The following is a 22,039-nucleotide window of genomic DNA, read 5'->3' as shown; positions in this document are numbered from 1 at the left end:
GACACCATGACCAGCAAGCAGGAAACCCTAGTCAGCACCTTCGCCGAGGTCGCGCTCACCGACGAGGTCCGGGACACCATCGGGAGCGACCTGCGGTCCTTCCCGAACCCCGTCGACGACATCGACCGCTCGCTGGCGATGCTCCGGGTCGCGTTCGCGAAGCTGCCGATCGACCAGTTGCAGACGATCCTGGACTTCGGCAGGCACGTCGACACCCCCGGCGTCGCGCTCGTGCGCAACCTGCCGGTGGACCCGGAGCTCCCCGAGACGCCGATCGACGGGGAACCCAGCAAGGACAAGAAGACGTTCGTCGCCGAGACCGTCCTTTTGGGACTGAGCCAGCTACTCGGCGAGCCGGTCGGGTTCACCACCGAGAAGAGCGGGCGGCTTGTGCACGACGTCGTCCCGGTGTCGGCGGGGGCGCGGAGCCAGACCAACCAGAGCTCGCACGTGTTCCTGAACTTCCACAACGACATCGTGCACGACGAGGTCGGCCGCTACGACGTGTCCAATCCGGACTTCCTGGTGCTGAACTGCGTCCGCCAGGACGGGAACAAGGAAGCCGTCACCTACTACGCCGACGGCAGGGACATCTCGGCCGCCCTGGCCCCGGAGGTGCTCGACGTCCTGCGCCGCCCGCTCTTCCGGCTCAACGCGCCCGGCAGCTACGTGCGTGACGTGGCCAAGGGGGCCGACGTGCTCTCCGACCTCGTGGCGGTCATCTCCGGGCCGGCGGAATCCCCGGAAGTGGCGATCTCGGCCAACGGCGTGGTGGGGGAGACCGTCGAGGCGGAGCAGGCGCTGGAGGAGTTGCAGCGGGTCTGCCGTGAGGTCGCGCACCAGGTCAAGCTGGAGCCGGGGACCGCGCTGCTGATCAACAACCGGAAGGGCCTGCACGCGCGGTCGCAGTTCTTCGCGCGGCACAACGGGCGGGACCGGTGGTTGCAGCGGACGTACATCCGCCGGAGCCTGTGGACGATTCGGTACCGGGGGACGGCGGAGGACCGGCGGGTGCACTGAGGGTTCCGGACCGCGTGGCCGAGTGCCCATCGCACCTGCCTCGCAAGACCCGACCGGCTCTGGACCAGTCTTTGCCCGGCCTAGTACATGAAGGCCTCCTTCACTGCGCCAGGCGCAAGGAAGGAGGCCTTCATGTACTAGGGAAGGTGAGCCGAGGGAAGGGCCCCTTCACGCGCGGCCGTTGTTACTACTGATGCACATGGGGCGAACATGGCGATTACCGAGTCCGTGAAGGCCCCGAACGGCCGGTTCGCGTGACTGGATGGACGACACGCGTGATCAGAGGGACGACACGCGTGACTGGAGGGACGACACGACGCGCGGCCGTGGTCCGCAGCGAGTCGTCCGCCTGGACACGCGTGTCGTCCATCCAATCACGCGTGTCGTCCGTCCCATCACGAATGTCGTCCCTGCAAGCACACTCGACCGCGCTTGGCGGCGGGTGATGCGGAAGCCACTTTCGCAACCTTCAACGGTGCGAAAGTGGCTTTCGTGACACCGCCGTCGGGCACGAGAGCGGGCATGTTCGAGAAAGCGGCCATCCGGGTAACCCTCGGCGAAAGCACCCGACGGGAGGGAACCGATGGCAGACAGGTTACGGCCGCCGCAGCAGCAGGAACCACCGGGCGTGACGTCGAAAATGGACCCGCGGCCTCGTGATTCCATGGAGGACTACGAGGGGCGCGAGCTGCTGGCAGGCAAGCGCGCGTTGATCACGGGCGGTGACTCCGGGATCGGCCGCGCGGTCGCCATCGCCTTCGCGAAGGAGGGCGCCGACGTGGCGATCGCCTACCTCAACGAGCACGAAGACGCGAAGTACACCGAGGAACGCGTACGCGCTGAAGGGCGCGAGTGTCTCCTCCTGCCGGGTGATCTCGCCGAGGCGGCGCAGTGCCGCGAGATCGTGGACCGGACCGTGAAGGAGCTCGGCGGCCTGGACATCCTGGTCAACAACGTCGCCACGCAGTGGCCGGTCGACTCTCCGGAGGAGCTCACCGACGAGCAGTGGACGCATACCTTCGACGTGAACATCCACAGCTTCTTCCGGGTGACCAACGCCGCGTTGCCCCATCTGGGTGAGGGCTCGGTCATCATCAACACCGGCTCGGTGAACGGCTTGCGGGGCAACAAATCGCTCATCGACTACTCCGCGACCAAGGGTGCCGTGCACGCCTGGACGTACGCGATGGCGCAGGCACTGGCCGATCGCGGCGTTCGGATCAACTGTGTCGCGCCCGGTCCGGTGTGGACACCGCTGATCCCGTCGACCTTCCCGCCCGAGAAGGTGGAGAAGTTCGGCCTCCAGGTCCCGTTCGAGCGGGCGGCGCATCCCGACGACCTCGCGCCGTCGTACGTCTTCCTGGCGTCCAACCGGCTTTCGTCGTACTACAGCGGCGAGGTCATCGCCGCGCTGGGTGGCGAGACGACACCCGGCTGAGGCGCGCCACGGCGTCGACGACGGCTTCGGGCGCGAGGCGGTCCAGGCACGGGTGGCCGGGCACGGGGCAGACCCGGGCCCGGCTGTCCCTGCACGCCGCGTGCTGGTCGCCGAGCACTTCGGACGGCACTCCGTACGGCGCCCAGCGCGACGCCGGCACGACCGGCGAGAACAGCGAGACGACCGGCGTCCCGACGGCGGCAGCGAGATGGGCGGGGCCGGTGTTCGGCGCCACCACGACGTCCGCCCCGGCGAGCACGGCCGCCAGTTCGGACAGTCCCGTGCGGCCGCCCAGATCGAGCGCGTCTCCGGCCACTTCCTTGGTCAGCGTGCTTTCCGACGGGGACCCGGTCACGACCACGTGGTACCCGGCGTCCGACAGTGCCCGCACGATCGCGGCCGACCGTTCGGCGGACGGCTGCCTGGCCGGGACCGACGCGGCCGGATGGAAGACCACGTAGCCCTCATCGCCGACTAGCCCGTCCACGGGTGGCAGCGGTTCACGGATCGCGAGACCGCCGTCGTCGCCGGGTGGCAACGAGAATCCCGCTTCCTCGGCCAGGGAGAGCATCCGGACCGGCTCCGGCGGATCACCGGCAACGCGATGCCGCAGATCCAGCAGCGATCCGGGGTAGTCCTCGCAGACCGCGCCGATCCACGGCACGCCCGCCATCCTCAGCAGTAGCGCCAGCGGGAGCGGGGACTGGTGGAACGACGTCAAGATCAAGGCCGCGTCGAAGGAGAACCCGCGCAAGCGCCGGACGAGCGCGTCGGTGTCCTCTTGGGTGACGGGCGGAGGCTCGGGGTCGATCCACGGGGCGCACCAGCTGATGACCTCGTCCACTCCGGGCAGTAGTTCGCCCGCGGCACGGCCCCGGGGCCCGGTCAGCAGGACCACCCGTTCCGCCCCGGCCGCGACCGCGCGGACGCAGGGACCGGCCAGCAGGACGTCGCCGAGGTTGTCCATCCTCGCGACCAGGACGTTCATCGAGTACCCGCGACGGCCAGATGCACGGCTTCGGCGAGGTCCCGCGCGACGGTCGCCCGGCGACGGGCGCGGGCGATCTCCTCCGGCAGGGTCCGCGCGGTCGGGATGAGGATCCCGCGGGCTCCGGCCGCGAGGGCGGCGTCCACGTCGGCACCGGTGTCGCCGATGACCACACAGCGGCGGACGTCCACGCCGAGCGCCTCCGCGGCCTGGCGAACCAGGCCCGGCGCGGGTTTGCGGCAGGCGCAGCCGTCGCCGTCGTCGTGCACGCAGACCTGCCAGGTGCCGAACGGGCCGAGGACCTGTTCGACGCGGGCGTTCACGGCGGCCAGCCGATCCGGGGTGATCAGCCCTTTCGCCACCCCGGACTGGTTGCTGACCACGCCGATCCTGATCCCCGCCGCCCGTATGCCGTGCAGGAGTTCCCTGGCGCCGGGCACGGGACGGACGCCGCCGGGATCGTCGAGGTAGGGCACGTCGACGATGAGGGTGTCGTCCCGGTCGAACAGCAGAGCCTGTGGCCGCCGGGCCAGCCGGTGCCGCAGCTCCCCGCGCAGCCGGTGATAGCAGGCCGCCGGCGGGATGAGGACGCTGGTCAGGAGCATCCGCGACACCTCGCCCGGGGTGAGCGGCCCCGGTGCGATCCGGCGCGCGGCGAACTCGGCGGTCAGCCCCGCCCACACTCCGGCCGCCGCGGTGGCGGCCTTACGGTGTCCCAGCGCGAACAACGCCACGGCGCCCGCCGCGCTCACGGTGGCCAGCGCGTGCCGTTCGAGCCGTCCGTGTCCGGCTCCGGTCTGCTGTCGCCAGAGGACACCGTGCTTGTGCCGCATGAGCGCGTCGTCGGCGTTGCCCCGCTGGGCGCGGAGGCTGGCCAGCGGCCCCGATCGCTTGGGCGGATGGACGGTGACGCGTTCACCCCGTGCGATGAGGTGACTCACCTTGGCGATCTGCAAGGCCAGATCCGAGTCCTCCCGGTAGGCACGGGGAAACCGTTCGTCGAATCCGCCGACCTCGGCGAGCACGGACCGGCGGTAGGCCATGTCGGCGGTGATCCACCTGGCCGTCTCCAGCCCGGCCGTTCCGCGTTCGTCGTCGGTCGGACGACGGTCCGGCGGCAGCGGTACGACGAGCCGCGCCTGCGACGCCGCCGTCTCCGGCCCGAGGGGGAGGAGGTCTTCGGCGAGTTTCCGCGGCCAGTCCGAGCCGATCACCACGTCGTCGTCGAGAAAGGCGATCCACTCGGTCTCCGCGCGCCGCCAGCCCGCGTTACGGGCCGCGGCGGGACCGCGTCCGCCGGAGCGGACCACTTCGATTTCCGTACTGGACGGGGGAAGCCGCAGATCATCGCCGCCGGGCCGGTCGTCGGCGACGATGATCCGCGCGGGCCGGGGTTCCCCGGCGGCTTCGATCCCGGCCAGGAGCGTGTGGAGATTCTCCCGGCCGGTCGTCGGAATCACGATCGTGTAGTCGAGGTCGCTCACCCTCTTCCGGTACCCGGGAGCCACCGCCGCAAACTCCGGTCACGCCGGGATCGCGTCGGTCTGCCGCAGCCACGACCGATGTTCGCCCAGTTGAGCGAGGAACGAGGCGAAGAAGCCGTCGGGCAGGGTCGCCTCGGCCGCCGTGGTGGTCACCACGCCCTGGTCGATCAGGGTTTCGGTGTCGTCGGCCAGCTTCGAGGTCACCCCGGCGCGGCGCAGCAGGTCCACACCCGAACCGAAGGCGGCCACCGGTTTGCCGTGCTTGTACGCCTCGGCGACGAAATGCACGGCGTACCCGTCGCGTTCGAGGATGTTGATCGCGCCCGGGCCACACGGGACGGCGACGGCGTCGTAGAGCACCGAAGCCATGGTGTTGAGCTGCCTGTCCGGCCGCAGCGGGCCTCCTTCACCGCCTGGCCGGAGTTCGGCTTCGGTCGGCGCGAGGACCTCAGCGATCGCGCCCTGCTCGGTCAGCGCCTCGACCAGGCGGCCGACGCCGATCGTATCCACCCCGTCGGCGGCCAGCACCGCGACCTTCCGGCTGGCCGGGGCGACGGAGGGCTGGTTGAGCTGGGAAAGCGCGCGGGAGGAGCGGTCATGGTGTGGCATGGCCGGAGCGGCGGGCACGCTCACGCCGATCCCCTCGGCCACCCGGGCCGCCAGGTCGTGGTCGACGTTGTTGAGTTCGGCGACGGTCCGCGCCCGGACCTCCCGGTCCTCGACCTTGCCGAGTTCGAACCGGAACGCGGCGACGATATGCTCGCGTTCGACCGGGGACATGCTGTTCCAGAACAGCGTCGCCTGACTGTAGAAGTCCTTGAAGCTCTCGCTGCGTTCCCGGATCTTGTGGCCGGCCACGGCTTCGGTGTAGTGCCGGAAGACGCCGGAATCGGCGATCGCCGGGCAGCCACCGCCGAGCGAGTTCGGGAAGTAGCTCGTCCGTCCTTTGTGGATACTCTGCTGCCCGTGACCGTCGCGCTGGTTCGTGTGCACCGGGGCGATCGGCCGGTTCACCGGGAGCTGGGAGAAGTTGGGGCCGCCGAGCCGGATCAGCTGCGTGTCGAGGTACGAGAAGTTCCGTGCCTGCAACAGCGGATCGTTGGTGAAGTCGATGCCGGGTACCACGTTGGCGGTGTGGAAGGCGATCTGCTCGGTCTCGGCGAAGAAGTCGTCGGGGTTGCGGTCCAGGACCATCCGCCCGACCGGCCGCACCGGCACCTGCTCCTCGGGGATGATCTTCGTCGCGTCCAGCAGATCGAAGTCGAAGTCGTGTTCGGAGTCCTCGTCCACCAGCTGGACGCCCAGCTCCCATTCCGGGTACTGCCCGGCCTCGATGGCGTCCCACAGGTCGCGCCGGTTGAAGTCGGGGTCCTTGCCCGCGATCTTCTGGCATTCGTCCCACACCAGGGAATGCGTGCCGAGCACGGGCTTCCAGTGGAACTTCACGAAGGTGCCCTTGCCGTCGGCGTTGACGAGCCGGAACGTGTGGACGCCGAAGCCCTGCATCATCCGGTAGCTGCGCGGCAGCGCGCGATCGGACATCAGCCAGAGCACCATGTGCAGGCTCTCCGGTTGAAGCGACACGAAGTCCCAGAACGTGTCGTGCGCCGACTGTGCCTGCGGGATCTCGTTGCGCGGTTCGGGTTTGACCGCGTGCACGAAGTCGGGGAACTTGATGCCGTCCTGGATGAAGAACACCGGCATGTTGTTGCCCACGAGGTCGTAATTGCCCTGACGGGTGTAGAACTTGGTCGCGAAGCCGCGGACGTCACGCACGGTGTCGGCCGAGCCCCGCGACCCCGCGACGGTGGAGAACCGCACGAACACGGGGATCTTCTCGCCGCTGGTGAGGAATTCGGCGACCGTGTAGTCGGCCAGCGCGTCGTCGTAGGCTTCGAAGAAGCCATAGGCGCCCGCGCCGCGCGCGTGCACGACCCGTTCGGGGATGCGCTCGTGGTCGAAATGGGTGATCTTCTCTCGCGCGTGGAAGTCCTCCAGCAACGTCGGTCCCCGGGCTCCCGCGGTCAGGGAGTCGTTCGTGTGATCGACGCGGACACCCTGCTGGGTGGTCAGCGCGGACTGCCCGGGATCCACACGGCTTCCGCCCAGCTGTTCGTCCTTCGCGTCTTCTCGATGCTGTGCCACTGGTGTCGCCCCTTCGCGGTGGTGGTTTCCCTCGCGGCTACCCCGGCACTGTTTCGGCAAAACGACACCGGGTAACCGGCGCGCAGGAAACTTGGTGGAGGTGCGAATGACGACGGTGGATCGGCCGACCGTGCTGGAGATCCGCGACCCCGTCGACGACAGGCTCGTCGGCAGCGTCAAGGCGGCGACCCCCGATGGCGTCGAAATGGCGATCGCCACGGCGAAACGGCGGGCCCCGGGCTGGGCCGCCACACCGGCGGCCGAACGCGGGATCGCGCTGAAGGACGCGGCCAGGTCGCTCCGGGCTCGGGCGGGTGAACTCGCCGTCCTCATCGAGAGCGAGACCGGGAAGCCTCGCGAAGAAGCCGAGGAAGGTGTCCTCGCCGGAGCCGGGACCTTGGAGCAGTACGCCGAACTGGGTCCGGTGCACCGCGGCCGATCCCTGTTGGGTGATCCGTCGGCCACCGACCTGATGGTGCCCGAACCGCGGGGCGTGGTCGTGGCACTGACGCCGTGGAACGACCCCGTCGCCGTGGCCTGCGGGCTGCTGGGTGCCGCGGCGGTCACGGGGAACACGGTGGTGCACAAGCCGAGTGAACGCTGCCCGCACACCGGCGCCTGGCTGGGGAACGTGCTGTCCGAGGCGCTTCCCGAGGGAGTGCTCCAGACCGTGCAGGGTGACGGGACCGTCGGCGCCGAACTCGCGGCCCATGCGGATGTCGACGTCATCGCGCATGTCGGCGGTAGCGTCGCGGGTCGTTCGATCGCGGCGAGTGCGGCGAAGACCGGCGCCAAGGCGTTGCTGGAGAACGGTGGCAACGATCCGCTCGTCGTCGACGCCGGCGTGGATCCGGTCTGGGCGGCCGGTCAGGCGGCGACCGGGGCGTTCGCCAACTCAGGGCAGATCTGTGTCTCGATCGAACGGATCCTGGTGCACCAGGACGTCGCGGACGCCTTCATCACCGCGCTGGTCGCCGAAGCGGGCAGGCGCGAACTGGCCCCGCTCGTCGACCGGCGTCACCGCGAGGGGGTGCACGCCCAGGTCGCGGAAGCGATCGCGCAAGGCGCCGATCCGCTCGTCGGCGGCGTCGTGCCGGACGGTCCCGGCGCCTTCTACCCGGCGACCGTCCTCACCGGATGTACCTCCGGGATGCGGATTCTCCGCGAGGAGACGTTCGGCCCGGTAGCGCCGGTGACGGTGGTCGCGGACTTCGAGCAGGCACTCGGCCAGGCCGCCGACGGCGAGTACGGGCTCGCCGCCACGGTGCTGACCTCCTCGATGGCGCACGCGCAGCGGGCATGGCGCGAACTCCCGGTCGGGACCGTGAAGATCAACAACGTCTTCGGTGGCGCGCCCGGCGGAGCCGCCCATCCGCGGGGTGTCAGCGGCAGCGGTTACGGCTACGGGCCCGAACTGCTCGACGAGATGACGCAGACCAAGGTCGTCCACCTGGCGCCTCCGGGGCCGTGATGGGCGCCCGGCACCCATGGACGGCGCCGTTCGCCTGGGCCGGCCGGGCGTTCCGGGTTCCGGGGGAGGAACGCCGGAGTCTCATCCAGACCACGAAGGCCACGGCCGCGGCGGTGATCGCGTGGATCGTGGCGACCTCGGTGCTGCGGCTGCCGCAACCCTTCCTCGCGCCGTACGCCGCGGTGTTCCTGGTGCAGGCCACCGTTTACCGCTCCCTGCGCGGCTGGGCGCAGCAGGTCGGCGCGGTCGGCGTGGGGGTGTTGCTCGCGGCGGGCGCCGGCCAGGTCATCCCGTCCGTCACGATCGCGCTCGGACTGGTCGTCTTCACCGGGTTGCTGATCGGCTCGTGGCGGGGGTTCGGTGATTCCGGGGTGTGGGTCGGGATCACCGGCATGCTCCTGATCTCCTACGGCAGCGCGACCGAACCGGTCCTGCTCGCCGACCGGCTGCTGGAGACCGCGCTGGGCGCGGCGATCGGCGCGGTGCTCAACGCGGTGATCCTGCCGCCGCTGCACGGCGAACGCCTGCGGGCGGCGACCTCCCGGCTGGCCGGGGCGATCGCCGACGTCCTCGACGAGACCGCGGAACTGGTCCGCGGCGGCGATTCGGCCGACGGTCTCGACGACCGGCTGCAGGACGTCCGCAGCCTGGCCGCGGAGGCGGAAGACGCGATCGGCTGGACCCGGGAGGGCCGGTACCTGAACCTTCGCGGACGGCGTGAGATCCGCGAGGAGCCCTTGTCGAACCTCATTTCCCTGTGGCAGCCGCTCGCCCAGCTGATCGACGCCGTGAGCGAGGCCGCCCGGAGCGAGCAGCCGTTCCGGCATCCCGGCGAGCACGCGCGCGGGGTCGTCGGCGACCTGCTCGAGGCACTCGCCGAGGTGGCCCGTTCGGGTGACCCGGACAAACTCGATCGGTGCCGCAGGCTGCTCGACGAGATCGACCACCTGCTCGTCACGCCCACGGACGAGGTCGCGACGTCGATCGGCCTGGGGGCGATGGCGTTGCCTGCTCGCCGTCTCGTCCAGCGGCTCCGCGCCGATTAAGCCGGGGCGACGGTGGGTAACCGTACCCATGAGCAGCAGTGGCAAGCGGATCGTGGTCACCGGCGCCACCGGTAACGTCGGGACAGCGGTGGTGCGCGCGCTGGGTGCGGACCCCGAGGTCGGCTCGATCGTCGGGCTGGCGAGGCGCCCCAGCCGCTGGGAGAGCCCGAAGACCGAGTTCGTCACCGCCGACGTGGCCCGCGACGACCTCCGGGCCGTGTTCGACGGCGCCGACGTGGTGATCCACCTGGCCTGGCTTTTCCAGCCGACCCACCGGCCCGAGGTCACCTGGCGGGTCAACGTGCTGGGTTCGATCCGGGTGTTCGAAGCCGCGCAGGCGATGCGGGTGCCGTCGCTGGTGTACGCGTCGTCGATCGGGGCGTACTCGCCGAGGGACGACGACCACCCGGTGACCGAGGACTGGCCGACGCACGGCTCGCCCAAGGCGGCGTACACCCGGGAAAAGGCTTATGTGGAAAGGGTTCTCGAGGCGTTCGACCGCAGTCATCCACGGCTGCGGGTGGTACGGGTGCGCCCGGGATTCCTGTTCCAGAAGGCCGCGGCGCCCGAACAGCGCCGCCTTTTCGGCGGGCCGCTCGTTCCGGGCAAACTGCTGAGGCCGCCGCTCGTCCCGATCCTTCCGGACATCCCGCGACTGAGGATCCAGACCGCGCACACCGAAGACGTGGCCGACGCGTACCGCCGTTGTGCGCTGCAGGACGTCAAGGGCGCCTTCAACGTCGCCGCAGACCCGGTACTGGACACGCGAGCGCTGGCACGGATCTTCGGTGCCAGGCCGGTGAAGGTCCCGGCCTCCTTGGTCCGGAACGCGCTCGCCGCGGCCTGGTCGCTGCACCTGATTCCGGCCACGCCTGGGCTTTTCGAAGCCGTGCTGCGTCTCCCGGTGATGGACTGCACGCGCGCCAGGGAAGAGCTGGGCTGGACGCCGCGATACTCGTCGGAGGACGCGATCGAAGCGTTCCTCAAGGGATTGCGGGAAGGCGAAGGGTTCCCGACCGAACCGCTGAAACCGGACGTCGGCCGGGGGCACGAACTGGCCACCGGGGTGGAGGAGCGGCCGTGAACGAGAAGGAGCTGCTGCACACGCTGACCAAGGTGGTGTCCACTTTGGACGGCACGTCGGTGCGGTTCGCCATCGCGGGCGGTCTCGCCGTGTACGCGCGGGGCGGCCCGCCGTCCGACCACGACGTCGACCTCTTCCTCAAGCACGAGGACATCGAGGAAGCGGCGGACGCGCTGGAAGCCGCGGGGCTGAGACGGGTGCGTCCGCCGGAGGACTGGCTCACCAAGGTCTACGACGGCGACTGTCTCGTGGACCTCATCTTCCGGCCCAACCATCGGCCGGTCACCGACGAAATGCTCGACCGCGCTTCGCTGATGCGGGTCGGGGCGACCGCCGCTCCCGTGCTCAACGGCACCGATCTGCTCGTCGACAAGATACTCGTGCTCAGCCCGCACCGGTGCGATTTCGGGCCGCTGCTGCGGATCGCCCGTGACCTCCGCGAGCAGGTCGACTGGCACCGCGTGGCCGAGGAGACCGCCGAATCGCCGTACGCCTGGTCGTTCCTGACCCTGCTCGCGGCACTGTCCATCATCGACGGAAAGGAGCTTCCGATGCCCGAGGAAGCGCCCCAGTACCTGGTCGCCAGGCTGACCAAGGCGCTGGCGGAGGATCCGAGGACCGCCGAACTCGGCGTGCACGTCACCGTGCGCGGTGACCAGGTCCGGCTCAGCGGCGAGGTCCCCTGTGCCAACCGCAAGGCCGACATCGAGGCGGTCGTCTGCGAACACATCGCGGCCGAGCTGGTGCACAACGACGTCCGGACGGCGGACGTCCGCGAGCCGTCGCACGCCGAGGAGATCCGGTGATCCGGGTCGCCGCGGTCGGGGACGTCCACCTCGGGGAGGACAACCGGGGCCTGCTGCGGCCGGCATTGGACAACATCGCCGAACACGCCGAGGTGCTGCTGCTCGCGGGCGACCTCACCCGGCACGGCAGCGTCGAAGAGGCCAGGGTGGTGGCCGACGAGTTCGCCGGGCTCGACGTCCCCGTGGTGGCGGTGCTCGGCAACCACGACTACCACTCGGACGAGGCGGAGGCGGTCAGCGGGCTGCTGGAGGAAAGCGGGATCACGGTTCTGGAGGGTTCGGCCACCACCGTGGACCTGGACGGCGGAAAGCTCGGCGTCGCCGGGGTGAAAGGCTTCGGCGGCGGGTTCGCGGGCAAATGCGCGAGCCGGTTCGGTGAACGCGAGATGAAGGACTTCGTCGAACACACCATGGCGGCGGCCAGGCGGCTGCGCACCGCGCTGGAGGGGCTCGAACACGAGCAGCCCGACGTGACCGTCGCGCTGACGCACTACTCGCCGATCCCCGGCACCCTGCACGGCGAACCGCCGGAAATCCACCCGTTCCTGGGGTCGTACCTGCTGTGCGAGCCGATCGACGACGCCCAGGTCGCGCTCGCCGTGCACGGACACGCGCACTACGGCAGCGAACAAGGCGTCAGCCCGGGCGGTGTCCCCGTGCGCAACGTCGCCCAGCCGGTGATCCGCGCGGCGTACGCCACGTACGTCCTCGAACCTGCGAAAGTGCTGACATGAGGGATCGATTCCATGGTCAACTGAGCGTTCTCGGCGAGCTCCTGTCGAGCATGTGCGGGATGGCTTGCGAGGAACTACGCCTCGCGAACCGGGTCTTCCTCGACCGGGACGCCGAAGCCGCCGCCGAACTCGCGGCCGTCGAGGCGAAACTGAACGCGGCACGGACCACATGCGAGGAGACCGCCCAGAAGCTGCTCGCCCTGCAGGCGCCGGTCGCGCGCGACCTGCGGACCGTGCTCGCGGCGGTGTACTGCGCCGACCGGCTGGAGCGGATGGGCGACCTCGCCCAGCACATCGCGGACCAGGCCGCGCGAGCGCCGGAATTCGCCGTCCCCGACGCGCTCGCCGGCCGGTTCGGCGAGATGGCCGGGCTCGTCGGCTCGATGGCGGAAGATCTCGGCGCGGCGATCGAGGGGCCGACCGCGGAGGTGTTCCACTCGCTCGCCCGGTCCGACCAGCGTGTCGATGCGCTGTACGAAGAGCTGATGACGCTGGTCACGGAGCCGGACTGGCCGCACGGCGTCGCGCCCGCGATCTCGGTGGCGTTGCTGGCGCGGTTCTACGAGCGGTTCGCGGACCAGGCCGTTTCGGTGGCGCGGCGGGTGGACTTCGCGCTGACGGGGGAGCTGCCCGAGTCCTCGGTGCGGGATGTTCCTGCGGAGCTCTGAGGTTGCTGCGTTTCGGCTGGAACAGCGACGCCGGACGTTGGGAAAGCCACTTTCGCAACACCCTTCCCCACCGGAACCGCCACACCACCGGCAAGACGCCGTGAAGGCCTCCTTCCCTAGATCGGAAGAGCGACGTGNCGGATCGCGCGACGCCGTGAAGGCCTCCTTCCCTACCTTGAGAGTAGGGAAGGAGGCCTTCACGGAACGCCGCCGGAAAGCTCAGGTGGCGCGGTCCGTCAGCGCGTCCCGGATCTTGTCGATGAACGCCGTCCCCGGCGCCAGGATCCGGTTCGCCGGCGGCCGGTCCGGGGCGGCGGGGTGCGGCCGTGTCGGGGCGATCTCCTTGGCCCGCAACACTTTCTCGCCCAGTTCCTGCAATTCTCCCGGCGAGCAGGCGGCCTGCAGTTTCGGCAGCAGGTCGCTTTCCTCCTCCTCGATGTGGTGCCGGACGTCCTCGATCAGCTTCCCGACCAGTTGGTCGAACCGCTTGTCCGTCGGCTCCAGGCCGATGAGGTCGTTCATCACGCGTTCGGCTTCGGCGTGCTCCTCGATCTCGTGGTCGGCGACCTCGTCGCCGTTGGGGAGCTTCTTCCGCGCGGCGGGGTACATATGTTGCTCTTCGGCGATCGAATGCCGCACGAGTTCGGCGATCACGTGGTCCGCGAGGTCCTTGCGGTGCCGATCACCGCCCTTGCCGGATTCGAGCTCCTTGAAGATCCGTTCGAAGGCACGGTGGTCTTCGGTGATCACCGAGACGAGGTCGTGTTTCGTGGTGGTGGTCATGGACACTCCTGTCCGTGGTCGTCAGTCCGACACCGCACGGATACCCGTTCTCCGCGATTCACTCACCCGGATTCGTCGGTGACGTGATGCGGCGCGCCCACGGGTTTGGATTCGGGGGAGCCGCGCTGGCGCAGGTACACGCTGAACACCGCCATCGAGCCGATGGCGAGGAATTCCGATTGCCAGTTCTGGAGTGTGCGGTTCCAGAAGTCCGACGACGCCAGATAGCCGAACCACGACTCCGGATCACCGAATTCGGTGAGCTGCTCGGCGTTGTAGGCGCTCATCCCGGCCACGGACTGGGCCAGCCAGGACAGCAGGAACAGTCCCAGCATCACCAGTCCGAGTGACATCGAGAAGATCCCCGTGCGCCAGCCTCCCGCTCTGGCCCATTTCGGCGAATCGGCCGTCGAATACCGCCCGACCTGCTGCTCCTCGTCGGTTTCCAGGCCGACCCGGCCGGCCGGTTTCGATTCGGGGGAGCCGCGTTGCAGCAGCCATACGGTCGCGAACACGTACAGGAAGAACTGCAGGTACTCCGATTGCCAGTTTTCGGCGACGTCGACGGCGAAGTCGGCGGACGCCAGGTAGTCGAGCAGGCCGATCGGTTCGGCGGCGTGGCTGAGCCGCCCGTCGTTGTAATCGGCGAGGCCCGCGAACGCCTGTCCCGCGAGACTCAGCAGGAACAGCAGTCCGAACGCCAGCGAGAGGGCGTTGTCCCGGAGAAAGCGCCGCATCATCCGCCTCCTTCACCGGTGGAGCAGGCCCAGTAGGACGCAATAGCCGAGGACGGCCACGACGAAGACGAGGTAGACGGTGAACACCGGGCGCGCTTTCACGGTCCACCCACCGAGCAGTCGTAGACCTGTTCGTTCCGATGGCGGCAGCCCGCGCCAGTGATCACCCATCCGGTGGACGATTCGTGCAGGAAAAGCGTGTCGCGGGCGGTCTTCACCTGGGCTTCCTCGCTCCAGATCGAGACCGTTTCGGGTGTTCCGCCCGGGACGTCCGCCCTCGCGAGGCCGCGTTCGCAGCTCTCCGGCGCCCAGGACTCCTGCGCCCGGGGCGCCAGCAGCGCGCACGCCGAGCGGTGATCACCCGACGCGAGCGCGCCGATGAACCGCGCGGCTGCCTCTTTCACCGGCTCTTGCCCGCTCGCTCCGGTGCAGCCGGCGAGCAGGAGACAAACACCGAACGCCAGCGTTTTGACGATCACGGAAACGGGGTACCCGGCCATGGCGTCGTTCACACCTGGCGTCAGGAAGGGGGATACTGCCGCTCCCGCAGCAGGTTCGCCAAGTGGACGGCGTTGCGCGCGAGGGTCGCGTTGGTCGAGGCGACCGCTTCGGGCGTCTCGTCGAGATCGTTGTAGTCCCCGCCCTTCATCGCCTCGCCGTTCCAATACGTCCCGCCCTGGGCGGGCACGGTGAAACCGACGTCGTTGAGGGCCTGGAACAGGTCGGCGGTGATCTTGTGCGCGCCGTCCTCGTTGCCGACGACGGCGGTGACACCGACCTTGCCGAACATCGCGGGCCTGCCTTCGTCGTCCGTTTCGGACAGTTCGGCGTCGAGCCGTTCCAGCACGCGCTGGGCCACACTGGACATGTGGCCGACCCAGGTCGGCGTCGAGATCAGCAGGATGTCGGCCGCGGCGATCTTCCGGCGGATCCCCGGCCAGGCGTCGCCGTCGCCCATGTCGCCTTCCACGCCGGGTTTGACGTCGTGGTCGACCACGCGCACGAGTTCACCGGTGGCGCCGCACCCGGCCAGTTCGTCGAGCAGCTGCTGGGCGATCAGCGCGCTGCTCGACGGCGCGGGAGACGGTTTGAGCGAGCACACCAGTGCGAGGGCCTTCAACGGCTGGGTCATCCTGTCCTCCTGTTCGGATCGGTACCGAGCCCCGTATGGGTGAAGCCCGCTTCGCTGACGGTCGCCGGGTCCAGGAGATTCCTGGCGTCGACGACGACGGCGCGTTCGGTGGCGGCGGCGAGCCGGTCCCAGTCGAGCTCGCGGAACTCGGGCCACTCGGTGAGCACCACCAGCGCCGCCGCGTCCTTCGCGACCAGGTACGGGTCGTCGACGACCTGGACGATGTCCGGTTCGACGGACTCGACGCCGGGGTCGTACGCGGTCAACACCGCGCCGCTCCTGGCGAGCTCCCGCGCGACCGCGAGCGCGGGGGAATCGCGCAGATCCCCGGTCCCCGCCTTGAACGCCAATCCGAGCAGCCCGATACGGATGCCCGAGAGCGAACCGTCCGAAACACCGGTGATCGCGAGGCGGATCTTCCGCACCACGGCCGCCCGCTGGCGGGCGTTGGCCTTCATGGCGTCACGCAGGATGCCGAAGTCGACGCCCGCGTGTTCGGCGGTCCGCAGCAGCGCGGCGGTGTCCTTGGGCAGGCACGAGCCGCCCCAGCCGGGGCCGGGCACGAGGAAGGCGGGGCCGATCCGGGAATCGAGCCCCATGAGCCGCCCGACGTCGCGGATGTCGGCGCCGTAATGCTCGCACAGTTCGGCGAGGACGTTCACATAGGACACTTTTAGCGCCAGGAACGCGTTGCTGGCGTATTTCGCCAGCTCGGCACTGGCCGGATCGGTGAACCACACCGGCGCGTTCGTCTCGCCGTACAACGCGGCCACCCGTTCGGCGGGCGCCCGGTTCTCCGGCACCGAGCCGAGGACGATCCGGTCGGGCTTCAGGAAGTCCTCGACGGCGTGCCCCTCGCGGAGGAACTCGGGATTGCTCACCACGGGCAGATCCGGCCGTCCGAGCAGTTCCGCCAGCCGGGTCCCGGTGCCGACCGGGACGGTGGACTTGGTGACGACGACACAGCCGGACCGCAGCAGGCCGGGAAGCGTGGCCACGACCTCTTCCAGCACCCGGACGTCGGCGGCGCCGTCCTTCCCTTCCGGAGTGGGCAGGCAGAGGAAGACGAAGTCCACATCGGACAGCTCGTCCGGCGTGGTGGTGAACCGGAGTCGGCCGCTGCTCAGCCCGTTCCGGACGAGTTCCGTGAGCCCCGGCTCGACGATCGTGACCTCACCGCGCCGCAAAGTGTCCACTTTGGATCGATTGTTGTCGACGCAGGCCACCTGATGTCCCAGATGCGTGAAGCACGCGGCGCTCGTGAGCCCGACGTAGCCGGCGCCGATCACGCCCACCCGCTCACCCACGGGAAGCCCCCGTCGCCAGTAGTTCTTCGGCCTGCGCGAGGACGCGTTCCTCGCGCAACAGCAGCAGGCCGGGATCCGGAGCTTCGCCGTGCGGATCGCCGACGTCGCCCACCCAGAGGACCTTGTGCTGCCGGGCATCGGGAGGAGGGCCCCAGAGCCGCGGCGGGGTCGGCCCGAACAGCAGGACGGACGGCGTCCCATAGGCGGTGGCGAGATGCCCGACGCCGGTGTCACCGCAGATCACCAGCCGAGCTTCGGCCACGGTCGCGGCCAGTTCGGCGAGACCGCCACCGGTGAGCATCGCCTCGTCGGGAAGCCCGGCCGCCTCGGTGACGTCGCGGACGAGGGGCGCTTCCGGCGCGCTTCCCGTGACGACCACCCGATGCTCTCCGGAGAGTGCCCGCGCCACCCGCGCGTACCGGTCCGGCGGCCAGCGCCGGGCGGCGAACGCGGCGCCGGGATGGATCACCACCGCACCCGCCGCCGGGCTGGGGCCGGGAGGCGGCGGCAGCGCGAGATCGGTGCGGTCTGCCGGGATTCGGGCGGCCTCGAGCAGACGGCACCAGCGGTCGACTTCGTGCGCTTCGGCAGGCCAGTCCGGGCCGTCGACGCCGGGGAAGTCCGGATGCCGGTACGTGATCAGTTCGAGCGGGTCCTGGGCGAGCAGGTCGTGGATGCTCTCCGGGCCGCGGCCGTGCAGGTTGACCGCCAGCCGCGGCGGCTCGCCGGGCCAGGACAGCTCGCCGAGTCCGGCCGTCGGGAGCAACTCGTCCACCGCGTCGATCAGTTCGACGATGTCGCGCAGGTTCTCGGGCGCGGCGAGCACCAGCCGCTCGCCGTCGAAGGCGCGGCGCAGTGCCCGCAGCGCGGGAACCGCGGTGAGCAGATCACCCAGACCGAGCGCGCGCAGCACGAGGATGCCACCGGTCACGGCCAGGACCCTTCTTCCGAAGCGCACACCACGAGTTCGCGGACCTCGCAGCCGGGCGGCTGGGAGAGGGCGAACACCACCGACGCCGCAACGTGCTCGGGCTGGTTGAGTTTCGCGTCCGGCGGCGGCTTGTACTGCTCGGCCCGGTCGTCGAAGAACGCGGTGTGCATGCCGCCGGGGACGAGCAGCGTCACCCCGACCCGGCCCGCCAGCTCCATGGCGAGTGCCCTGGTGAAGCCGACGACGCCGAATTTCGAGGCGCAGTAGGCGCTCGCGTCCCCGGCCACCCGCAGCCCCAGCGTCGACGCGCAGGTCACCACCGTGCCGTGGCTCAGCCGCAGATGGGGCAGCGCCGCGCGGACGACCGCGGCCGTACCGAGCAGGTTGACCCGGACCACGCGTTCCCAGTCCTCTGTGGACACTTCGTCGAGCGCGCCGCACGCGTCGGTCCCCGCCGCGGTGAAGACGCCGTCGATCCCGCCCGCTCGTTCGGCGAGTGCGTTCACGGCGCTCGCGGCCGCGGCGGAATCGGCCAGGTCGGCCTGGACGAAGGCGACGTCGGCCGCCGGTTCGACGCGGTCGACGACGAGGGGTGTACCACCCGCTTCACGGACGGCTTCGACGGTCGCGGCACCGAGTCCGGAGGCGCCGCCGGTGATCAGGACATTGCCGAGAGGGCGCATCATGCTCCTTCCGCCGCGGCCACCAGCCGGGAGGTGGAATAGCCGCGGATGGTCGGGATCAGGACGATCTCGCCGCCGTGCCTGCGCACGACGGCGCTTTCGGGGAGCTCAGTGTCCGCGTAGTCGCCGCCCTTGACCCAGACGTCCGGGCGGAGGCGGTCCAGCACCGCGGCGGGATCGGGCTCGTCGAACACCACGACGGCGTCGACCGAGGCGAGTTCGGTGAGCAACCTGGCGCGGTCCCGGGCGGTCACGATCGGCCGTCCCGGTCCTTTCAGGCCGCGCACGGAGGCGTCGGAATTGAGGCATACGACGAGGGCGTCACCCAACGCACGTGCCTGCCGGAGCAGGCTGGCGTGGCCGGGGTGCAGCAGGTCGAAACAGCCACCGGTGGCGACGAGCCTGCCACCTCGCGCGCGGACCCGCGCGGCCACGTCGAACGCCGAAGCACCGTGGTGCGTGGTCTCCGGCCGCGGTTCGTTGTCCACAGTGGACAACGTGGCGGCGCCGCCGGTGGCGACGAAGCGTGCGGCCGTCTCGACCCCGGTGGCCACCGCGTCGGCGGTGGACGCCCCGTCGAGGAGCGCGGCGGTGACCGCGGACGCGAAGCGGTCACCCGCGCCGCAAGTGTCCTTGGCGACGACGCCCGACGGCGGCCGGAACGTCGTGCACGGGCCGCCCTCGGTCAGCACCGCGCCGCGCGAGCCCGTGGTGACACAGACCGCGTCGGCCTTCCAGAGCGCGTGCATCTGCTTCGCCAGGTCGTCGGCGTCGCCGCGGGCTTCGGTGAGCTGCTCGGCTTCGGCGAGGTTCGGGGTCGCGAGGCGGATTCCCGCCACGGGCTCAGCTCCGCGGGGATGCGGATCCCAGACGACCGGGATCGTGCGCGCCAGTTCGGCGAGCAGCTTGCGGACCTCCGGATGGCCGGTGACGCCGCGGCCGTAGTCGGCGACGAGGATCGCGCCCGCCGAACGCAGCGCATCACGGACGCCGGCGGTGAGCGGCGAGTACTCCGCCCTGCCGTCACCGCTGTCGAGACGGACCAGCGACTGCCCGGCGGCGCGGACGCGGGTTTTGGTGACGGTGGTGCCGCACAACGGCATCGGCACCACCCGGACCTCGCGCTCCAGCAGCCCGGCCAGGGTCCGGCCCGCCTGGTCGCCGCCCAGCGGGGTGACGAGGACGACCTCGGCGGTGGACCGCGCCGCGAGCAACGCGGCCAGCCCGGCGCCGCCCGGCCGCCGCCATTCGCGGGCGAGGTCGACCACAGGGACCGGCGCGTCCGGGCAGAGCCGGTCCGACGTGCCGTCGACGTCGACGTCCAGCAAGGCGTCGCCCAGCACGACCAGCGGCCTCACGTGGGCACCCCGAGCGCGTGGTCGAACGCGGTGCACAGGGCGTGCACCAGCGCGAGGTGGACCTCCTGCACGGTGGCCATCGACGGCGCCTCCACCGGGATCGCGTCGGCGCACAGCGCGGCCAGCGGGTTGGGGGAGGGGCCGGTGATCGCCCAGGTGGTCACGCCGAGTTCGTGGGCGGCCTTCGCGGCCGCGACGACGTTCTGGCTCCCCCCGCTGGTGGAAAGGCAGACGAGGACGTCGCCGGGACGGCCGTGCGCGCGCACCTGCCGGGCGAACACCTCGTGCTCGCCGTAGTCGTTCACGATGGCCGTCACGGCGGAGGTGTCCGCGTGCAGGGCGATCGCCGAAAACGGCTGCCGGTCGTTGCGGAACCGGCCCACCAGCTCACCGGTGAGGTGCTGCGCCTCGGCGGCGCTCCCGCCGTTGCCGCACGCGAGCAGCCGTCCGCCGGACGACAGCACGGTGGCCAGATGGTCACCCCAGTCACGGATCTTCGGCGACCAGGAAGCGGACTTCCCGGCGGCCTCGCTCAATGCTGCGAAGTGTTCTTCGATCACGACACACCTCCAAGGTCAGGGACGGCGGACCACGAAAGGTCCGAGGGCGAGCAGGTCGATGGGGGCCGAACCGAAGCACTCCAGCGCGTCCCGCGGGGAATCGACCATCGGCCTTCCCGCGGTGTTGAGGCTGGTGTTGACCACGGCGGGCACGCCGGTAAGCCGTTCGAACGCGCCGAGCATTCTCGCCACGAGCGGTTCGCCGTCGGCGTCGACGGTCTGTACGCGGGCGGTGCCGTCGACGTGGGTGACGGCGGGGAGGCGATCCCGCCACTCCTGCGCGACGTCGTGCACGAAAAGCATGTACGGGCTGGGAAGCGGGCCGCGGGAGAAGATCTCGCCCGCGCGTTCGGCGAGCACCATCGGGGCGACCGGGCGGAACTGTTCTCGGCCCTTCACGTCGTTCAGCCGTTCCAGATTGGCCGCGTGCCCGGGATGCGCGAGCAGCGACCGGTGGCCGAGCGCGCGCGGGCCGAATTCGGACCGGCCATGGAACCAGGCCACGATCCGGTCTTCGGCCAGGGCTCCGGCGACCGCCTCGGCGACGTCGTCCGGCCGTTCGTAGCGCACGTTCGCGGTCTTGAGCGCGTTCTCCAGCTGGTCGTCCGTCCAGCCTCGGCCCAGGTCCGCGCCGGCCATCGGGCCGCCGCGTTCACCGAAGTCGGCCGCGAGTTGCAGCGCCGCCCCGAGCGCGGTGCCGGCGTCACCGGCGGCGGGCTGGACCCAGATGCGCTCGAACGGTCCTTCGGCGTGCAGCCGGGTGTTGGCCACGCAGTTGAGTGCGATCCCGCCCGCCATCGCGAGGTCCGTGTGCCCGGTGTGTTCATGGATCTTGGCCGCGAGTTCGAGCAGCACGTCCTCCAGGCAGCGCTGCACGCTCGCGGTCAGGTCGGCGTGGACCTGCCCGGGCTCCTGCCCCGGCTCGACGGCGGGCGCGAACGAGGTCCAGTCGATCTCGTCAGTACGGAACCCCATCCCGTTGGTGTGCACGCTTTCCGCGATCCGGTCTAGGAACCGGGGCTTCCCGTAGGAGGCCAGCGCCATCACCTTGTACTCGTCACTGGACCGGGCGAATCCGAGGTGCTCGGTCAGGTCCTCGTACATCAGCCCGAGCGAATGGGGGAGCCGCTGCTCGGCGAGTTCCTCGAACTTGCCGTCGCGGTACTCACCCGCGAGGTAGGACGTGCTCTCGCCGCGGCCGTCGGCCACCAGCACCGCGCAGTCCTCGAACGGCGCGGCGAGCGCGGCCGAGGCGGCGTGCGCGACGTGGTGCCGGACGAAACGGACGGTCGCGGGATCCAGCCCCGGCAACGCCGCCTTGAGGAACGCGGGAGCCCGGCGGGCGAAGTCGGTACGGAGACCTTCGTTCTTCCCGTCATGCCCCGCCAGACCCGCCTCGACGAGTGCCGGATCGTACGAATAGCCGACGGCGTCGAGATCCTGCGCGGAGATTCCCGCCTCCGCCAGGCACCACGCGGCGGCTTCGGCGGGCTGTTCCCAAGCGGAGAACGGCACCGGCCGCTTGCCGTGCTTGCGACGGCTGAACCGTTCTTCCTCCGCCGCGGCCACGATCTCGCCGTCGACCACGAGGGCCGCGGCCGGGTCGTGGAAAACGGCGTTGATACCGAGTATGCGCACCGGGCCACCTCTCCGGTCGGGGGATG

At 70.3% G+C, this 22,039-nt stretch carries 21 protein-coding genes; 8 read left to right on the top strand and 13 right to left on the bottom strand.

All coding sequences use genetic code 11. From position 1 onward, the window contains the following. Window positions 1–6 precede the first annotated feature (6 nt). Entirely contained in the window at window positions 7–1,020 is a 1,014-nt protein-coding gene (locus tag LCL61_RS29995; RefSeq protein WP_340682869.1) for a TauD/TfdA family dioxygenase, read from the top strand. A 583-nt stretch (window positions 1,021–1,603) separates the two neighbouring features. Beyond that, window positions 1,604–2,458: an SDR family oxidoreductase gene (locus LCL61_RS29990; protein WP_340682868.1), complete on the top strand. Its 855-nt coding sequence runs from the start codon at window positions 1,604–1,606 to the stop codon at window positions 2,456–2,458. On the opposite strand, the gene LCL61_RS29985 is transcribed toward LCL61_RS29990, so the two are convergent. Genes LCL61_RS29985 through LCL61_RS29975 form a run of 3 tightly spaced genes read right to left on the bottom strand, consistent with a single transcriptional unit; the run spans window position 2,421 to window position 7,075 of the window. Beyond that, the gene (locus tag LCL61_RS29985) at window positions 2,421–3,446 is read right to left on the bottom strand and encodes a glycosyltransferase family 9 protein (RefSeq protein WP_340682867.1); all 1,026 of its coding nucleotides are present in this window, start codon (window positions 3,444–3,446) and stop codon (window positions 2,421–2,423) included. The genes LCL61_RS29990 and LCL61_RS29985 overlap by 38 nt on opposite strands. Continuing rightward, window positions 3,443–4,930 (bottom strand): HAD-IIIA family hydrolase, encoded by a 1,488-nt coding sequence (locus LCL61_RS29980; protein ID WP_340682866.1) that lies wholly within the window; start codon window positions 4,928–4,930, stop codon window positions 3,443–3,445. Before LCL61_RS29980 ends, LCL61_RS29985 begins: the two co-directional genes overlap by 4 nt. A gap of 39 nt (window positions 4,931–4,969) precedes the next feature. Then, on the bottom strand, window positions 4,970–7,075 hold the full coding sequence (locus LCL61_RS29975) for a catalase (protein WP_340682865.1): 2,106 nt from the start codon (window positions 7,073–7,075) through the stop codon (window positions 4,970–4,972). Window positions 7,076–7,181: 106 nt separating this feature from the next. On the opposite strand from LCL61_RS29975, the gene LCL61_RS29970 reads away from it, so the two are divergent. The 6 genes from LCL61_RS29970 to LCL61_RS29945 are packed head-to-tail and all read left to right on the top strand — an operon-like array spanning window position 7,182 to window position 12,884. Then, on the top strand, window positions 7,182–8,546 hold the full coding sequence (locus tag LCL61_RS29970; protein WP_340682864.1) for an aldehyde dehydrogenase family protein: 1,365 nt from the start codon (window positions 7,182–7,184) through the stop codon (window positions 8,544–8,546). Beyond that, window positions 8,546–9,592, top strand: coding sequence for an FUSC family protein (locus tag LCL61_RS29965; RefSeq protein ID WP_340682863.1), 1,047 nt, complete (start codon window positions 8,546–8,548; stop codon window positions 9,590–9,592). Before LCL61_RS29970 ends, LCL61_RS29965 begins: the two co-directional genes overlap by 1 nt. 28 nt (window positions 9,593–9,620) lie before the next feature. Beyond that, a complete protein-coding gene (locus LCL61_RS29960) occupies window positions 9,621–10,676 on the top strand; it encodes an NAD-dependent epimerase/dehydratase family protein (protein WP_340682862.1) in 1,056 nt (351 codons plus the stop codon). Next, complete coding sequence (locus LCL61_RS29955) at window positions 10,673–11,482, top strand: nucleotidyltransferase family protein (RefSeq protein WP_340682861.1); 810 nt, start codon at window positions 10,673–10,675, stop codon at window positions 11,480–11,482. The genes LCL61_RS29960 and LCL61_RS29955 overlap by 4 nt, the downstream gene beginning before the upstream one ends. Next, window positions 11,479–12,216 carry a metallophosphoesterase family protein gene (locus LCL61_RS29950; protein WP_340682860.1) on the top strand — a complete coding sequence of 246 codons (738 nt, stop codon included), beginning with the start codon at window positions 11,479–11,481 and terminating at the stop codon, window positions 12,214–12,216. Before LCL61_RS29955 ends, LCL61_RS29950 begins: the two co-directional genes overlap by 4 nt. After that, window positions 12,213–12,884: a phosphate signaling complex PhoU family protein gene (locus tag LCL61_RS29945; protein WP_340682859.1), complete on the top strand. Its 672-nt coding sequence runs from the start codon at window positions 12,213–12,215 to the stop codon at window positions 12,882–12,884. Before LCL61_RS29950 ends, LCL61_RS29945 begins: the two co-directional genes overlap by 4 nt. A gap of 219 nt (window positions 12,885–13,103) precedes the next feature. Here the strand turns inward: LCL61_RS29945 and LCL61_RS29940 are convergent, their stop codons facing one another. The 10 genes from LCL61_RS29940 to LCL61_RS29895 form a co-directional block, all read right to left on the bottom strand. Next, window positions 13,104–13,667 (bottom strand): hemerythrin domain-containing protein, encoded by a 564-nt coding sequence (locus tag LCL61_RS29940; protein WP_340682858.1) that lies wholly within the window; start codon window positions 13,665–13,667, stop codon window positions 13,104–13,106. Window positions 13,668–13,729: 62 nt separating this feature from the next. Then, window positions 13,730–14,404 (bottom strand): DUF6766 family protein, encoded by a 675-nt coding sequence (locus LCL61_RS29935; protein WP_340688708.1) that lies wholly within the window; start codon window positions 14,402–14,404, stop codon window positions 13,730–13,732. 98 nt (window positions 14,405–14,502) lie between these two features. Beyond that, window positions 14,503–14,904, bottom strand: a complete 402-nt coding sequence (locus tag LCL61_RS29930) for a hypothetical protein (RefSeq protein ID WP_340682857.1) — start codon at window positions 14,902–14,904, stop codon at window positions 14,503–14,505. A 20-nt stretch (window positions 14,905–14,924) separates the two neighbouring features. Next, entirely contained in the window at window positions 14,925–15,536 is a 612-nt protein-coding gene (locus LCL61_RS29925) for a flavodoxin family protein (RefSeq protein ID WP_340682856.1), read from the bottom strand. Continuing rightward, window positions 15,533–16,831 carry a UDP-glucose dehydrogenase family protein gene (locus tag LCL61_RS29920; protein ID WP_425342070.1) on the bottom strand — a complete coding sequence of 433 codons (1,299 nt, stop codon included), beginning with the start codon at window positions 16,829–16,831 and terminating at the stop codon, window positions 15,533–15,535. The genes LCL61_RS29925 and LCL61_RS29920 overlap by 4 nt, the downstream gene beginning before the upstream one ends. 4 nt (window positions 16,832–16,835) lie before the next feature. Beyond that, complete coding sequence (locus tag LCL61_RS29915; RefSeq protein ID WP_340688707.1) at window positions 16,836–17,780, bottom strand: glycosyltransferase family 9 protein; 945 nt, start codon at window positions 17,778–17,780, stop codon at window positions 16,836–16,838. Continuing rightward, window positions 17,771–18,457: an SDR family oxidoreductase gene (locus LCL61_RS29910; protein WP_340688706.1), complete on the bottom strand. Its 687-nt coding sequence runs from the start codon at window positions 18,455–18,457 to the stop codon at window positions 17,771–17,773. The genes LCL61_RS29915 and LCL61_RS29910 overlap by 10 nt, the downstream gene beginning before the upstream one ends. Beyond that, window positions 18,457–19,815, bottom strand: coding sequence for a PfkB family carbohydrate kinase (locus tag LCL61_RS29905; RefSeq protein ID WP_340682854.1), 1,359 nt, complete (start codon window positions 19,813–19,815; stop codon window positions 18,457–18,459). Before LCL61_RS29905 ends, LCL61_RS29910 begins: the two co-directional genes overlap by 1 nt. Beyond that, window positions 19,812–20,375 carry an SIS domain-containing protein gene (locus LCL61_RS29900; RefSeq protein ID WP_340682853.1) on the bottom strand — a complete coding sequence of 188 codons (564 nt, stop codon included), beginning with the start codon at window positions 20,373–20,375 and terminating at the stop codon, window positions 19,812–19,814. The genes LCL61_RS29905 and LCL61_RS29900 overlap by 4 nt, the downstream gene beginning before the upstream one ends. Window positions 20,376–20,390: 15 nt before the next feature. Then, on the bottom strand, window positions 20,391–22,013 hold the full coding sequence (locus LCL61_RS29895; protein ID WP_340682852.1) for a carbamoyltransferase family protein: 1,623 nt from the start codon (window positions 22,011–22,013) through the stop codon (window positions 20,391–20,393). Window positions 22,014–22,039 lie beyond the last annotated feature (26 nt).

The organism is Amycolatopsis coloradensis, assembly GCF_037997115.1.
In the GTDB taxonomy this organism is placed as follows: Bacteria; Actinomycetota; Actinomycetes; order Mycobacteriales; family Pseudonocardiaceae; genus Amycolatopsis; species Amycolatopsis coloradensis_A.
The sequence above is the reverse complement of the archived record's forward strand: the minus strand, read 5'-3'. Positions and strand labels throughout refer to the sequence as shown.